The sequence below is a fragment of the Aquincola tertiaricarbonis genome (assembly GCF_000969605.1).
Lineage (GTDB): Bacteria > Pseudomonadota > Gammaproteobacteria > Burkholderiales > Burkholderiaceae_C > Aquincola > Aquincola tertiaricarbonis.
The window spans coordinates 92,578-105,976 of sequence record NZ_JZUE01000006.1; the positions used below are offsets into that span (position 1 = coordinate 92,578).

The 13,399-nt window shown below is 73.3% G+C and carries 11 protein-coding genes; 9 read left to right on the plus strand and 2 right to left on the minus strand.

Features of this window, described 5'->3' with window-relative positions:
- The first annotated feature begins 25 nt into the window (after window positions 1-25).
- From paoA to VO99_RS08960, 8 genes are all read left to right on the plus strand, one after another.
- Complete coding sequence (gene paoA, locus VO99_RS08925) at window positions 26-679, plus strand: aldehyde dehydrogenase iron-sulfur subunit PaoA (protein WP_046112497.1); 654 nt, start codon at window positions 26-28, stop codon at window positions 677-679.
- Window positions 676-1,626, plus strand: coding sequence for an FAD binding domain-containing protein (locus VO99_RS08930; protein WP_046112498.1), 951 nt, complete (start codon window positions 676-678; stop codon window positions 1,624-1,626). Before paoA ends, VO99_RS08930 begins: the two co-directional genes overlap by 4 nt.
- Window positions 1,627-1,630: 4 nt before the next feature.
- Window positions 1,631-3,841 carry an aldehyde oxidoreductase molybdenum-binding subunit PaoC gene (gene paoC, locus VO99_RS08935; RefSeq protein ID WP_046112499.1) on the plus strand — a complete coding sequence of 737 codons (2,211 nt, stop codon included), beginning with the start codon at window positions 1,631-1,633 and terminating at the stop codon, window positions 3,839-3,841.
- A gap of 85 nt (window positions 3,842-3,926) precedes the next feature.
- Window positions 3,927-4,637 (plus strand): DUF3348 family protein, encoded by a 711-nt coding sequence (locus VO99_RS08940; protein WP_046112500.1) that lies wholly within the window; start codon window positions 3,927-3,929, stop codon window positions 4,635-4,637.
- Complete coding sequence (locus VO99_RS08945; RefSeq protein WP_046112501.1) at window positions 4,630-6,696, plus strand: DUF802 domain-containing protein; 2,067 nt, start codon at window positions 4,630-4,632, stop codon at window positions 6,694-6,696. The genes VO99_RS08940 and VO99_RS08945 overlap by 8 nt, the downstream gene beginning before the upstream one ends.
- On the plus strand, window positions 6,693-7,343 hold the full coding sequence (locus VO99_RS08950) for an OmpA family protein (RefSeq protein ID WP_046112502.1): 651 nt from the start codon (window positions 6,693-6,695) through the stop codon (window positions 7,341-7,343). Before VO99_RS08945 ends, VO99_RS08950 begins: the two co-directional genes overlap by 4 nt.
- Window positions 7,336-8,049, plus strand: a complete 714-nt coding sequence (locus VO99_RS08955; RefSeq protein ID WP_052736208.1) for a DUF2894 domain-containing protein — start codon at window positions 7,336-7,338, stop codon at window positions 8,047-8,049. The genes VO99_RS08950 and VO99_RS08955 overlap by 8 nt, the downstream gene beginning before the upstream one ends.
- A gap of 10 nt (window positions 8,050-8,059) precedes the next feature.
- Window positions 8,060-8,680: a DedA family protein gene (locus tag VO99_RS08960; protein ID WP_046112503.1), complete on the plus strand. Its 621-nt coding sequence runs from the start codon at window positions 8,060-8,062 to the stop codon at window positions 8,678-8,680.
- 6 nt (window positions 8,681-8,686) lie between these two features.
- Here the strand turns inward: VO99_RS08960 and VO99_RS08965 are convergent, their stop codons facing one another.
- Together VO99_RS08965 and VO99_RS08970 are read right to left on the minus strand one after the other, a co-directional pair.
- On the minus strand, window positions 8,687-9,733 hold the full coding sequence (locus VO99_RS08965; RefSeq protein ID WP_046112655.1) for an endonuclease/exonuclease/phosphatase family protein: 1,047 nt from the start codon (window positions 9,731-9,733) through the stop codon (window positions 8,687-8,689).
- 76 nt (window positions 9,734-9,809) lie between these two features.
- Window positions 9,810-11,111: a cyclic di-GMP phosphodiesterase gene (locus VO99_RS08970; protein ID WP_046112504.1), complete on the minus strand. Its 1,302-nt coding sequence runs from the start codon at window positions 11,109-11,111 to the stop codon at window positions 9,810-9,812.
- A gap of 173 nt (window positions 11,112-11,284) precedes the next feature.
- On the opposite strand from VO99_RS08970, the gene VO99_RS08975 reads away from it, so the two are divergent.
- Entirely contained in the window at window positions 11,285-13,381 is a 2,097-nt protein-coding gene (locus VO99_RS08975; RefSeq protein ID WP_198156901.1) for a PAS domain-containing hybrid sensor histidine kinase/response regulator, read from the plus strand.
- Window positions 13,382-13,399 lie beyond the last annotated feature (18 nt).

A 13,399-nucleotide genomic window follows, 5' to 3' on the forward strand; every position in this document is an offset into this window, starting at 1 on the left:
CCGATGGCGGCCAGGAGCAACACCCATGGACACTGATCGATCGAGCAAACCGGCCGGCGCGGCCTTCAACCGCCGCGAGGTGCTGCTGGCCGGCGCCGCGTCGGTGGCCGCCGGCGGCATGGCCGGCGAGGCCGCGGCCCAGCCGGCCGGCAGCCAGCCGCTGCCGCCCACCACCCGCGTCAAGTTCGAGGTCAACGGCCAGGCCCAGACGCTGACGCTGGACAACCGCACCACGCTGCTGGATGCGCTGCGCGAACACCTGCAGCTCACCGGCAGCAAGAAGGGCTGCGACCACGGCCAGTGCGGTGCCTGCACCGTGATCGCCGACGGCCGGCGCATCAATGCCTGCCTGTCGCTGGCGGTCATGCACGAGGGCTCGCGCATCACCACCATCGAAGGCCTGGGCACGCCCACGCAGCTGCATCCGATGCAGGCCGCCTTCGTGCGGCACGACGGCTACCAGTGCGGCTATTGCACGCCGGGGCAGATCTGCTCGGCGGTGGCGGTGCTGGACGAGGTGCGGGCCAACATCCCCAGCCACGTCACGGCCGACCTGCAGGCGCAGCCGCTGCTCAGCGCGGAAGAACTGCGCGAGCGCATGAGCGGCAACATCTGCCGCTGCGGCGCCTACTCCAACATCGTTGATGCGATCAACGAAGTGGCGGGGGTGCGCGCATGAAGGCCTTCACCTACGAACGCGCGCGCACGCCGGCCGAGGCGGCCGCTGCGGCGCGCCGCACGCCGGGCGCCCGCTTCATCGCCGGCGGCACCAACCTGCTGGACCTGATGAAGCTGCAGATCGAGACGCCCACCCACCTGGTGGACGTCAACGGCATCGGCCTGGATGCCATCGAGCCGCAGCCCGGCGGCGGCCTGCGCGTGGGCGCGCTGGTGCGCAACACCGACCTGGCCGCCGACAGCCGCGTGCGGCGCGACTATGCGGTGCTGTCGCGCGCGCTGCTGTCGGGTGCCTCGGGCCAGCTGCGCAACAAGGCCACCACGGCCGGCAACCTGCTGCAGCGCACCCGCTGCCCCTATTTCTACGACACCGACCAGCCCTGCAACAAGCGCCAGCCCGGCAGCGGCTGCGCCGCGCAGGGCGGTTATTCGCGCCAGCTGGCGGTGGTGGGCACCAGCAACGCCTGCATCGCCACCCATCCCAGCGACATGGCGGTGGCCATGCGGGTGCTGGACGCCACGGTGGAAACGGTGCGGCCCGACGGCAGCGCCCGCACCATCCCCATCGCCGACTTTCACCGGCTGCCCGGCGACACGCCGCAGGTGGACACGGTGCTGGAAGCCGGCGAGCTGATCACCGCCGTGAGCCTGCCGCCACCGGTGGGCGGGCGGCATGTCTACCGCAAGGTGCGCGACCGCGCCTCCTATGCCTTCGCACTGGTGTCGGTGGCCGCGGTGATCCAGCCCGACGGCAGCGGCCGCGTGGCCGTGGGCGGCGTGGCGCACAAGCCCTGGCGCCTGGAGGCGGCCGAGCCGCTGCTGCCGCAGGGGGCCAAGGCCTTCACCGCGCAGTTGCTGGCCGGCGCGCGCACCACCGAGCACAACGCATTCAAGCTGCCGCTGGTGGAGCGCACGCTCGCCGCCGTGCTGGCCGACACGAGGGCCTGACGCCATGAAGTTCGACACACCCGCCACCACCAATCCGATCGACCAGATGAAGGTCGTCGGCCAGCCCCTGTCCCGCATCGACGGGCCGATGAAGACCAGCGGCACCGCGCTGTATGCCTACGAGCGGCACGACGTGGCACGCCAGCCGGCCTACGGCCATGTGATCGGCGCCGGCATCGCCAAGGGCCGCATCGAGTCCATCGACACCAGCGCGGCCCGCGCCGCGCCCGGCGTGCTGGCCATCATCACCGCCGACAACGCCGGCAAGCTCGACAAGGGCAAGCTCAACACCGCGCGGCTGCTGGCCGGGCCCGAGGTGCAGCACTACCACCAGGCCGTGGCCCTGGTGGTGGCCGGCAGCTTCGAGCAGGCCCGCGCCGCGGCCGCCTTGGTGAAGGTGCGTTATGCAAAGCAGCCCGGCGCCTTCGACCTGGAGGCAGTGAAGGACGGCGCGCCCCTGGCCAAGCCCAACGAGAACAGCGGCCCCACGCAGACGGCGGTCGGCAATTTCGAGTCGGCCTTCGCCGCCGCGCCGGTGAAGCTGGACGCGCGCTACACCACGCCCGACCAGTCGCACGCGATGATGGAGCCGCATGCCTCCATGGCCTCGTGGGAGGGCGACCAGCTGACCGTGTGGACGTCCAACCAGATGATCGACTGGACCACCGGCGACCTGGCCAAGACGCTGGGCATCCCGAAGGAGAAGGTGCGGCTGGTGTCGCCCTTCATCGGCGGCGGCTTCGGCGGCAAGCTGTTCCTGCGCGCCGATGCATTGCTGGCCGCGCTGGGCGCCAGGGCCGTGGGCCGGCCGGTGAAGGTGGCGCTGCAGCGGCCGCTGATCATCAACAACACCACCCACCGGCCGGCCACGCTGCAGCGCATCCGCATCGGCGCGGGGCGCGACGGGCGCATCACCGCCATCGGCCATGAGAGCTGGTCGGGCGACCTGCCCGAAGGCTCGCCGGAGACGGCGGTGAACCAGACCCGGCTGCTGTATGCCGGCGCCAACCGCATGACCGCCATGCGCCTGGCGGTGCTGGACCTGCCCGAGGGCAATGCGATGCGCGCCCCTGGCGAGGCGCCGGGCATGATGGCGCTGGAGATCGCCATCGACGAGATGGCCGAGCGCCTGGGCATGGACCCGGTGCAGTTCCGCATCCTCAACGACACGATGGTGGACCCCGAGAAGCCCGAGCGCCGCTTCTCGCAGCGCCGGCTGGCGGACTGCCTGCGCATCGGCGCCGAGCGCTTCGGCTGGAACCAGCGCAACCCCAAGCCCGCCAGCCGGCGCGAGGGCCGCTGGCTGGTGGGCACCGGCATGGCCGCGGCCTTCCGCAACAACATGCAGCAGGCCTCCGGCGCGTGGGTGCGGCTGGACGACCGCGGCATGGTGACGGTGGAGACCGACATGACCGACATCGGCACCGGCACCTACACCATCGTGGCCCAGACCGCTGCAGAGACCATGGGCCTGCCCATCGACAAGGTGGCGGTGCGGCTGGGCGATTCCAGCTACCCGGCCTCGGCCGGGTCGGGCGGCCAGTGGGGCGCCAACAATGCCACCGCGGGCGTGTACGCGGCCTGCATGAAGCTGCGCGAGGCGGTGGCTGCGCGCCTGGGCGTGCCGGCGGGCGACGCGGAGTTCAGCGGCGGGCAGGTGCGCGGCGGCGGCCGCAGCATGACGCTGGCCGAGGCGGCCGGTGCCCAGGGCCTGGTGGCGGAGGACCGCATCGAGTACGGCGACCTGGACAAGCGCTTCCAGCAGAGCACCTTCGGCGCGCACTTCGTGGAAGTGGCGGTGGATGCCGCCACCGGTGAGATCCGCGTGCGGCGCATGCTGGCGGTGTGCGCGGCCGGCCGCATCCTCAACCCGAAGACGGCGCGCAGCCAGGTGATCGGCGCGATGACCATGGGCGTGGGCGCGGCGCTGATGGAGGAACTGGCGGTGGACCACCGCCACGGCTTCTTCGTCAACCACGACCTGGCGGGCTACGAAGTGCCGGTGCATGCCGACATCCCGCACCAGGACGTGATCTTCCTGGACGAGGCGGATCCGACGTCCTCCCCGATGAAGGCCAAGGGCGTGGGCGAGCTGGGCCTGTGCGGCGTGGGTGCCGCCATCGCCAATGCGGTGCACCATGCCACGGGCGTGCGGGTGCGCGACTATCCGGTGACCCTGGAGAAGCTGCTGGACAAGCTGCCCGCCGTGGCCTGATCCGGCAGCGGGCGCCGCCCACCCGGCCGGACAGGGTCGGCCGGGTAGACTGCCGGGTTTTTCTTCCCGAATGTCTGCTGGCGTCATGGCGCATGCCCCGAGGCGCACGGATGTCACCGGCTCGGCGCTCGTGCGCCTGCTCGGCCGCCTGGCCGAGGCCGGGGCGCCCGCTTCCAACCAGGTGTTTCCCGAACGGCTGAGCCAGTGGCTCGGCTGGGCGGATGCCATTTCGCTGCATGCGGCCCTCGGCGGTGCCGCGGTGCCGGCGGCGGCCACGCCTGGCCCCGCCGCGCCCTCCCCCGTCGTCCGTGCGCTGGCCGACGAAAGCCGCCGGCTGCATGCCAGCCTGCGGCAGGCCATCGACACGCCGCCCGCGGGCGACGCGGCCGACGACGCCGGCGAGCCGGCTGCGGTACCCGACTTCGCGCCGCTGCGCCGGCTCTACCGCAGCCGCCAGCAGGCGATGGAAGCGGCCATCGGCCCGCTGCGCGCGCGGCTGCGCCAGGCGCTGGCCGCGCAGTCGGCCGCCGGCGCCCGGCTGGCCGAGGTCGATGCGGTGATGACGCAGGTGCTGGCGCCGCAGGAGCGGCGGCTGCTGGCCACCGTGCCCGGCCTGCTGGAGCCGCGCCTGCGCCGGCTGGCCGCCAGCCAGGCCGAAGCCGGCCCCGCCGCCTGGCGGCCGCTGTTCCGGCAGGAGCTGCAGGCGGTGCTGCGCGCCGAGCTGGACATTCGATTCCAACCCGTCCTCGGCCTGCTGGCAGCCCTGGGCGTGAAGCAGGCCTTCGAACATGACTAGACATCTTTTCCATGCGGCCCTGGCCGCGGGCCTGGCCGCCGTCGGCTGGGTGGCCGCGGGCAGCGTCGCCGGCCAGCCGCTGACGCTGGCCATCACGCTGCTGATTGCCGCCTTCTTCGGTGCCGGCGCGCTGGAGCTGCACCGCTTCCGCCAGGCCACCGCCACCCTGGCCGCGGCCGTGGCCGACGAGCAGCCTCCGGCGCGGCTGGACGACTGGCTGGCCCGGCTGCATCCGGCGCTGCGCCAGCCGGTGCGGCTGCGCATCGAAGGCGAGCGCGTGGGCCTGCCCGGCCCGGCGCTCACGCCCTTCCTGGCCGGGCTGCTGGTGCTGCTGGGCATGCTCGGCACCTTCCTGGGCATGGTGGTCACGCTGGACGGCACCGGCCAGGCGCTGCAGGGCGCCACCGATCTGGCCAGCATGCGCGCCTCGCTGTCGGCGCCGGTCAAGGGCCTGGGGCTGGCGTTCGGCACCTCGCTGGCCGGCGTGGCCGCCTCGGCCATGCTGGGCCTGATGGCCGCGCTGTGCCGGCGCGACCGCCTGCTGGCCGTGCAGCGGCTGGATCTGCGCATTGCCACCAGCCTGCACGGTTTCTCGCAGGCCTGGCGCCGCGACGAATCCTTCCGCCTGCTGCAGCAGCAGGCCCAGGCCATGCCCGCGCTGGTCGACCAGCTGCAGCAGATGGTGGCCGCGATGGCGCAGCAGCAGCAGGCGCTGCATGAGCGCCTGGCGGGCAGCCAGGAGCGCTTCCACCACCAGGCCGAGGCTGCCTACACCGGCCTGGCCAGCTCGGTGGGCCGGGCGCTGAACGACAGCCTGGCCGCCAGCGCGCGCCAGGCCGGCGCCACGCTGCAGCCGGTGGTGCAGGCCACCATGGCCGGCATCGCCGCCGAGACGCGGCAGCTGCAGCACACGCTGCAGCAGGCGGTGCAGCAGCAGATGGACGGCCTGGCCGCCACCTGGCAGGCCACGCTGGCCGAGGTAGGCCGCAGCTTCGACGGCCGATCGGCCGCGCTGGTGGACGAAGTGTCCGGCCGGCTGGAAGCCGCGGTGCAGCAGGTGGCCGCCGACTGGCGCGGCGCGCTGGCGCAGCAGCAGCACGGCAGCCGCCAGCTGCTGGACGAGACCCGCGCGGCCCTGGCGGTCGCCGCCGACGGCCTGGGCCGCCAGGCCACCACGCTGCTGCAGTCGGTGGACGAGGCGCAGGCCCGGCGCCTGGCTGCGCAGTCCGCTGCCGATGCCGAGCGGCTGGCCGCCTGGCAGCAGGCGCTGGCTGCCCAGGCCGCCTTGCTGCAGGCCGAATCGCAGGCCGCCGCCAGCGCGCTGATCCACCGCCTGCAGGCCGACGGCCAGGCGCTGCAGGACGAATTGCGCAGCAGCAGCCAGGCCGCGGCGGAGCGCCAGCAGCAGCAGTGCGACCGCCTGGCCGAGGCCGCCGGCCGCATCACCGTCGAGGCCGAGGCCCACAGCCGCCGCACCGTCGCCGAGATCGAGCGCCTGCTGCAGGGCGCGGCGGAAGCGCCGCGCGCGGCCGCCGAGGTGATCGCCGAGTTGCGCCAGAAGCTGTCCGACAGCCTGGTGCAGGACAACGCGTTGCTGGACGAGCGCAACCGCATGCTGCAGACGCTGGGCACGCTGCTGGAGGCGGTCAACCATGCCGCCGGCGAGCAGCGCGCCGCCATCGACCGCCTGGTGGCCGATGCCTCCGGGCTGCTGGAAGGTGCCGCCCACCGGCTGGAGCACAACGCCCAGGCCCAGGCCGGCGCGCTGGCCGATGCGGCCGGCCAGCTGGGCGCCGGCGCGGCCGAGGTGGCCGGGCTGGGCGAGGCCTTTGGCTTCGGCGTGGAGCTGTTCAGCCGCAGCAGCGACCAGCTGGTGGAGCAGCTCTCGCGCATCGAGGCCGCGCTGGGCCGCGCCACCGCCCGCAGCGACGAACAGCTGGCCTATTACGTGGCCCAGGCGCGGGAGGTGATCGACCTCAGCATCATGTCGCAGAAGCAGATCGTGGAAGACCTGCAGCAGATGGCCGAGCGCCGCGCCCCGGCCGGCAGCGCCGCATGACCGCGCGCGACGAACTGGACGCCGGCCTGGACACCCAGGTGCCGGTGTGGGCGGTGTTCGGCGACCTGATGGCCGGCCTGCTGGGCGCCTTCGTGCTGATCCTGGTGTGCGCGCTGGGGCTGCAGCTGGAGATGTCCAGCCGGCTGCAGGCCGAGCTGGACCGCCGCCAGGCCCAGGTGCAGCGGCTGCAGACGCTGGAGGCCGCACTGGCCGGCCCGCTGGCGGCCGGCCGCGTGTGGCTGGTGGACGGGCGCATCGGCATCAGCGGCAGCCTGCTGTTCGAATTCAACTCGGCCGAACTGCAGCCCGAGGGCCGCCAGCTGCTGCGCAGCCTGGCCGGCCCGCTGGCCGCCTACCTGAAGCAGCGCGACGAGGTGCTGATGGTCAGCGGCTTCACCGACGACCGCCTGGTGCGCGAGCGCAGCCGTCATTTCGCGGACAACTGGGAGCTGTCGGCCCAGCGCGCGCTCACCGTCACCCGGGCGCTGATCGAGGAAGGCCTGCCGGCGTCGTCGGTGTTCGCGGCGGCCTTCGGCTCGCAGCAGGCCGTGGCCTCGAATGCCGATGCCCAGGGCCGGGCACGCAACCGCCGGGTGGAGATGACGCCCACGCCGCGCCCGCGCACCACGGCCCCGACCCGTGAGTGAGGCCCCGGCCAGCCCGGCAGCGGACGCCGGCTTCGAAGCCGCCGCGGTGCTGGCCCACTGGCGTGCCGCCGGCCTGGCGGCCGCCCATCCGGTGCGCTTCCGGCTGCTGGAGGCGATGTGCGAGCGGCTACAGACGCGCCCGCCCGCCGCGCGCACCTTGCTGCAGGCACGGCTGCGCCAGGCCATGGCCGCCTATTGGCGGGCCGCCACCAGGGCCGGCACCGCGCCGGCCGCTGATGCGGCCACCGGCGCCCTGCCCGGCGCCCGGCTCGGCCCCGGCCCGCTGGCCGGGCTGCTGGCGCATGCCGCCCGCCAGTCCGCCGGCGCGGCCCCGGCCGACCCGGCGGATGCATCCCCCCGGGCCACCCCGGCCGCGGCCGGCCCGCTGCCCGGCGCGGAGGCCTCGCCCGAGCTGAAGGCGCTGCGCTGGTTCCGCGGCACCTGGTCGCGGCTGAGCGCCGACCAGCGGCTGAACCAGTCGCTGGCCCAGGTGCCGGACAACGCCGGGCCCTTGAATTCGCAGCAGCTGGTGCACCGCTCGCTGGCGCTGATGCGGGCGCTGTCGCCCGACTACCTGCAGCATTTCGTCGCGCAGGTGGATGCGCTGATGTGGCTGGACCACGTCAACGGCGGCGAGATCCCCACCGGCCGGGCGGAAAGCCCGCCGCGCAGGCCGGGCCGCGGCCGCAGGCACGGCGTTGGCTGAGGTCCGCGCCATGGCGCAATGGATCATCCAACTCATCGAACAGCACGGCTACTGGGCGGTCGCCGCCCTGATGCTGCTGGAAAACGTGTTTCCGCCGATTCCCTCGGAACTCATCATGCCGTTCGCCGGCTATGCCTCCGCCAAGGGGGAGCTGAGCACCGTGGGCGTGGTGCTGGCGGGCACGCTGGGCTCGCTGGCCGGCACCCTGCCCTGGTACTTCGCCGGCCGGTGGGTGGGCGACCGGCGCCTGAAGCAGTGGGCCGGCCGCCATGGCCGCTGGCTCACGCTGTCGCCCGACGACGTGGAGCGCGCCGACCGCTGGTTCGACCAGCGCGGCCATGTGGCGGTGTTCTTCGGCCGGCTGGTGCCGGGGCTGCGCAGCGTGATCTCGGCCCCGGCCGGCGTCACCGGCATGCCGTTCGGGCGCTTCCTCCTTTGGTCGGCCGCCGGCACGCTGCTGTGGACCGGCGCGCTGGCCGCGGTGGGCCTGCTGCTGGAAAGCCGCTACGAGGAGGTGTCCCGCTGGATGGACCCGGTGGCCAAGGCGGTGCTGGGCTTCGCGCTGGCGGCCTACGTGTGGCGCGTGGTGCGCTTCAAGCCGCAGCCGGCCGGTGGCAGCGGCAAGGCCTGAGGCCGCCTACACCGCCTCGTCAATCTTCTCCCGCGCTTCCTGCTGGTCCTTGCCATCGGCATGGGCCTCGGGCTGCTCGGCCTGCGCCTGCGGCTCGTGGCTCAGGTGGATGTACACCGGGAAGTGGTCGGAGCCGAAGGCCGGCAGCCGCTTGAACTCCACCAGCTTGAAGTCGTTGGAGTGGAAGAAGTGGTCCAGCGGATAACGCACCAGCCAGTGCGCCGCATGGAAGGTGTTGTAGAAGCCGCGGCCGCGCCGCGGGTCCAGCAGGCCGCTGATGCGCCGGAACAGGCTGCTGGTGTGCGACCAGGCCACGTCGTTCAGGTCGCCCATCACCACCGTGGGCATCGGGTCGCCCTTGATGGCCTTGCCCACCACCAGCAGCTCCGCGTCGCGCGGCACCGAGTCCGGATGCTCGGCCGGCGCCGGCGGCCGCGGATGCAGGCAGTGCAGCCGCACCCTGAGGCCGGTGGGCAGCTCCAGCGTGCAGTGGATGGAGGGGATGTCGGGCTCGATCAGGTACGACACCTCCACGTCATGCAGCGGCAGCCGTGAATACAGCAGCATGCCGTAGGTGTTGTCCTGGGGCAGCAGCACGTCATGCGGGTAGCGCCCGGCCAGCGGCGCCAGCTGCTGGGCCCACCAGTCGTCGGTCTCCAGCGCCAGCACCACGTCGGGGTCGGCCTCGCGGATCAGCTCCAGCAGCTTCTCGCTGCGGTGCTGCGGCTGCAGCACGTTGGCGAACATCAGCCGCAACGGCTCCCGGGGTTGCCGCTGCTCGCTCTGCAGCACCTCCACCCGTGCCAGCCGGGTGTAGGGCAGGATGCGCCGCACCTGCAGCGCCAGGCAGCCCAGCAGCAGCGCGCGGAAGGCCATGTCCCACCCCGACATGCCCGCCACCGCCAGGTGACCCAGCAGCACCAGCAGCAGCCCGCCGGCGATCTGCAGCCGGGGGAAATCGAAGATGCGCACCCACCAGCTCTGCCGACGCCACAACGCCAGCGCGGTGGCCAAGGCCAGCACCCCGCCCACGATCAAAAGACCTGTCTCCACCTTGTACTGCCCCTGCTTCAAACGGGGGCGAGCATACGTGCTGCGCGCAGCCGTCCCGGTGACAGGCTGCGGGTGGTTACATGGCGCCCGCAGGTGGGGTGGTGTCGGCCGGTGCGGGCACGCCCTCCCAGAAGTAGCGCAGGCGGCTGCGCGGGGCCAGCTGGCGCCGCACCTCGGGCGGCAGCGCCTCGGGCCGCAGGCTGCGGCGGATGGACAGCCGCGGCTGCGTCGCCAGCTCGGTGAACGCGGCCTCGGTGGCCGGGCGGCCGGGCTCGTGCAGCAGCAGGCGCGGGCGCAGCGGGCGCGCCGGGTCCACCGCCACCACCAGCGCATAGCGGTCGTCGCTCAGCTGCACCGCCGTGCCGGGCGGGTACACGCCCACCACGCGCACGAAATGCTCCAGCAGGCTGCGCTCGAAGGCGGCCGCCTCCTCGCCGAACAGGCGGGCCAGCGCCTCGTGCGGCGTCAGCGCCTGGCCGGGCCAGGGGCCATTGCACAGGTTGTCGTAGCGGTTGGCGATGGCCACCACGCGCGCCAGCGGATCGATGCGGCCGCCGGCGGCGCGCATCGGAAAGCCCTGGCCGTCGTCGCGCTCGTGGTGCTGCGCGATCACCAGCTTGGCCCGCCGCGGCAGCGCCATGCGCCGCGCCTGGGCCACGCCCAGGGCCACATGGCTGCGGTAGGCGGACTGGTGCAGCGCGCCGCTGGCGGGTTGCGCATGCCAGCGCTCGGGCGGCAGCTCCAGCTTGCCGACGTCGTGCAGCAGCGCGCCCAGCGCCAGCTCGGCCAGCTCGGCCGGGCTGCAGCCCAGCGCCCGGCCCAGCAGCAACGACATCACGCTCACATTGACCGCATGGCCGGTGCCGTCGTCGGCGGCGGCGTCGGCCAGCAGCTGCACGCAGGTATCGCCGGCATCGCCCAGCTTGCGCACGAGCGCATGGGCCAGCGCATCGGCCTGGCGGCCGGCCAGCAGCGGGCTGGCGGGCACCGCCCGGGTGATGTCGCGCAGCGCATCGGCCACCTCGGCGAACTGCTGCTCGCAGCGCGCCAGGGCGTCGCGCTGGCGGCACAGCTCATCGGCCGCCGGGTCGGCCTTTGGCGGCTCGGGCGCGGTGGGCGCAGCGGGTGACTCCGGCGCGGCTTCGGCCGCCAGATGGCTGAGCGCCGGCGACCAGCGCACCTGCTGCACGCCGGTGGAGCGCAGCACGTCGATTTGCGCCGGGCTGGACAGCCGGAACTGCGACACCGGGAAGGGATGATTCATCCATCCGACGTCAAGCCGGACGAACATGCCCACGCGCAGCCGCGCCACGTCGATCGTCTCGAACGTGCCCTCGGTCGAGCCCGGTGCAACCGGCGGGGCGGCAAACCACAACATGACAGGTTTTTCGGCGGCGCCGGTGCAAAGCTGAGGCGTCGGCGCCACTCCCCGCAAGCAGGCGTTGTGCGCCGCGTCAAGCCCCTAGAAAATAGTTACGAGTCGCATTCACAATTTGCAGTACATGCTACCTCGTCCACGCCAGGCCTCCGTTTCGTCCTGCGGTCGCCACCATGCCGGCTAGCGCGGGGAGCCATCCGCCGGCGGAGCACAGCCCGCCGGCCATGCCGCCATCGGCGGTGGCGGCGCTGCACAAGCTGCCCGGCGCTGCCTTCCAGCTGCAGCGTTCGCCCGATGGCGAATGGGCCTTCCCCTTCGCCAGCGAGGAGCTGCAGCGCATCCTGATGACGCCGGCCGAGCAGCTGGCGCGCGATGCCGCCGTGGCGCGCCGCCACATCCCGCCCGACGACCTGGGCCGGCTGAAACACCAGCTGGTGCAGTCGCGCGAATTCGGCCACACCTGCCGCACCCGCATCCGCATCCGCCCGCCGGGGGTGGAGGACGCCTGGTACGAGGTGACGGCCGCGCCCGAGACCTCGTTCAACGGTGGCACCGTATGGCACGGCTTCCTGATCGACGTGACGCAGGAGCAGCGCGTCAACCGCGAGCTGCGCACGCTGCACCGCCGCTGGACGCTGGCCGCCCGCGCGGCCGGCATCGGCATCATCGAGTTCGACCCCGCCTCGATGCAGCTGGGCCTGGACGCCATCGCCTGCGGCCACCACGACATCCGCGAGCAGCAGACCTGGCTGCCGCTGCAGGCCTGGCTGCAGCGCCTGGCGCCGGAAGACCGGCTGGTGGCGCACCAGAGCCTGACCTCGCTGCCGCTGGAGGGCTTCACCGAGGAGCTGGTGGTGCGGCTGCCGGTGGCCGGCGGCGGCCCGCGCACGCTGCAGATGCTGTTCCAGTTCGTGGAGGAGGAGCAGCGGCTGATCGGCACCTGCCGCGACATCACCGAGGCGGAGAACCTGGAGGCGCTGCGCCGCGACAAGCTGGCCGCCGAGAAGGCCAACCAGAGCAAGAGCGAATTCATGTCGCGCATCAGCCATGAGCTGCGCACGCCGCTGAACGGCGTGCTGGGCTTCGTGGAGCTGATGGCCACCGACCAGAGCGCGCCGCTGTCGCCGCAGCAGCGGCGCCGGCTGGAGGTGATCCAGCAGTCCGGCACGCGGCTGATGTCGCTGATCGACCAGCTGCTGGACATCTCCCGCGTGGAGGAAGGCCGTGCGGTGATGAAGCCCGAGCCCATCGACCTGGGCGACGCGGTGGACCGCTGCGCGGTGGCGCTGCTGCCGCAGGCGCGGGCGCAGGGCATCGTGCTCACCACCGCCATCGCCGCCGAGGCGCCGCCGGTGCTGGCCGACCGCGACGCGCTGGCCCAGGTGCTGGACAACCTGCTGTCCAACGCCATCAAGTACAACCGGCCGCACGGCACGGTGCAGGTGCTGTTCGAGACCGCCGCTGGCGGCGAGCACGGCGTGCTGGCCGTGGAGGACACCGGCAGCGGCATGACGCCGGCGCAGCTGGCGCGGCTGTTCGAGCCCTTCAACCGCCTGGGCGCGGAGCGCACCGAGGTGCGTGGCACCGGCCTGGGCCTGGTGATCACCCGCAAGCTGGTGCAGGCGATGCAGGGCGACCTGCGGGTGCACAGCAAGCCGGGCACCGGCACCCGGGTGGAGGTGCTGCTGCCGCTGGCCGACGGGCTGCCCGCGGGCACGGCGCCGGCGGCGCGGCTGGCGGCCACCGCCCGCGACATGCCGCCGCCGCCCGGCGCGGCCTTCCCGGCCCCGCCGCCGTCCGTCGCCGCTTCGGCCCTGCCGGCCGCGCCGGTGCCCGCGCCCTCCCCCGCGCCGGTGCAGCCCGCCACGCCGGCCCGGCGCCACCGCGTGGTGCTCTACATCGAGGACGACGAGGTCAACACGCTGCTGATGCAGCATGTGTTCGAGAGCCTGCCCACCTGGCGGCTGGTGACCGCACCCAATGGCCAGGCCGGCCTGGCGCTGGCCGCCAGCGAGCATCCCGACGTGATCCTGCTGGACCTGCACCTGCCCGACATGTCGGGCTACGAGGTGCTCAAGCAGCTGCGCTCCCAGCCCGGCACGCGGCACATCCCCTGCATCGCCGTCAGTGCCGACGCGATGCCGCCGCAGGTCAAGGCCACGCTGGACCTGGGCTTCTTCCGCTACTGGAGCAAGCCCATCGCCATCAAGGAGGTGGTGGCCGGGCTGGAGGAGCTGTTCGCGGCGCTGGACGCGGTGCAGTCGCGCTGAGCCGGTGCCGGCCGCCCT